Source organism: Mesorhizobium sp. M7A.F.Ca.CA.001.08.2.1 (genome assembly GCF_003998455.1).
Classification (GTDB): domain Bacteria; phylum Pseudomonadota; class Alphaproteobacteria; order Rhizobiales; family Rhizobiaceae; genus Mesorhizobium; species Mesorhizobium ciceri.
The window spans coordinates 1-1,670 of the sequence record NZ_RZPW01001054.1 but is presented as its reverse complement, the minus strand read 5'-3'; the positions used below and the strand labels follow the sequence as shown (position 1 = coordinate 1,670).

General features: G+C 61.3%; 1 protein-coding gene and 1 pseudogene. One reads left to right on the top strand and one right to left on the bottom strand.

Annotated features, from left to right (window positions below; all coding sequences use genetic code 11):
• Positions 1 to 127 (bottom strand): annotated as a pseudogene (locus EN914_RS34660) (S-(hydroxymethyl)glutathione dehydrogenase); the annotation flags it as partial.
• Positions 128 to 325: 198 nt separating this feature from the next.
• Between EN914_RS34660 and EN914_RS34655 the strand changes: the two are divergent.
• A partial coding sequence (locus EN914_RS34655; protein WP_164779142.1) for an acetyl/propionyl/methylcrotonyl-CoA carboxylase subunit alpha occupies positions 326 to 1,670 on the top strand: 1,345 nt, incomplete at its 3' end.

Genomic DNA, 1,670 nt, shown 5'->3' with positions numbered 1-1,670 from the left:
CGGTGTGGCAAATGCCTGTCGCCTTGATCTCGACCAGCACTTCGCCCTCGCGCGGGCCCTCGAGGTCGACCTCCATGATCTCCAGCGGCTTTCCGGCGGCAACAGCGACAGCGGCGCGGGTTTTCATCAGGCGTCCTCCAATGCGAATTTTTTTCCAAAGTTTCAGGTTTTGCCGACACGATCAACTGGCAGCTGGCTCCCCGACTGGGCCACAGCGATGAATTGGAATCGCAAGTCGATTGAAAGGCAGTGAATTGCATGGTCGGCTTGACCCTGCAAGCACAGGCCATAAAAGGAACGGCCGACCCGAGGGATGACATTTCGCATGTTCACCAAGATCCTGATCGCCAATCGCGGCGAAATTGCCTGCCGCGTCATCAAGACGGCGCGCAAGATGGGCATTGCCACGGTCGCGGTCTATTCCGATGCCGATCGCGACGCCGTGCATGTCGAGATGGCCGACGAGGCGGTGCATATCGGGCCTTCGCCAGCCGCGCTGAGCTATCTCGTCCCTGAAAAGATCATCGCCGCGTGCAAGGAGACGGGAGCCCAGGCCGTGCACCCCGGCTACGGGTTCCTGTCCGAGCGGGCGGCCTTCTGTGAGGCGCTGGAAGCGGAAGGCATCATTTTCATCGGCCCGAAGCCCAAGGCGATCAAGGCGATGGGCGACAAGATCGAATCGAAGAAGTTCGCCAACGCCGCCAAGGTTTCCACCGTGCCCGGCTGGCTCGGCGTCATCGAGAATGCCGATCATGCCGAAAAGATCGCCGGCGAAATCGGTTATCCCGTGATGATCAAGGCTTCGGCCGGCGGCGGCGGCAAGGGCATGCGCATCGCCTGGAGCGAAGCCGAAGTGCGCGATGGCTTCGACCGCGCGCGCTCGGAAGCCAAGAGTTCGTTCGGCGACGATCGTCTCTTCATCGAGAAATTCGTCGTCGATCCGCGCCACATCGAAATCCAGGTGCTGGCCGACGCGCATGGCAACGCGCTCTATCTCGGCGAGCGCGAATGCTCGATCCAGCGACGCAACCAGAAGGTCGCCGAAGAGGCGCCGTCGCCATTCCTGGACGCCGCGACACGCAAGGCCATGGGCGAGCAGTCTGTGGCGCTGGCCAAGGCCGTCGACTACCAGAGCGCCGGCACGGTCGAATTCATCGTCGACAAGGACAAGAACTTCTATTTCCTTGAAATGAATACACGATTGCAGGTCGAGCACCCGGTGACGGAGCTCATCACCGGCATCGATCTGGTCGAGCAGATGATCCGCGTCGCCGCCGGCGAAAAGCTTGGCCTGAAGCAAAGCGACATCGAGCTGAACGGCTGGGCGGTGGAAAGCCGGCTCTATGCCGAAGACCCTTACCGCAATTTCCTGCCTTCGATCGGCCGGCTGACCCGCTACCGGCCGCCGGAGGAAGGACAATTCGGCGATGTCGTCATCCGCAACGACACCGGCGTCACCGAAGGCTCCGAAATCTCGATGTTCTACGATCCGATGCTGGCCAAGCTGTGCACCTGGGCGCCGACGCGTCTGGAAGCCATCGATGCCATGTCGGAAGCGCTCGACAGCTTCGTCGTCGACGGAATCGAGCACAACATTCCGTTCCTGGCTGCCTTGATGCAGCATCAGCGTTGGCGGGAAGGGCGGATATCGACCGCTTTCATATCGGAGG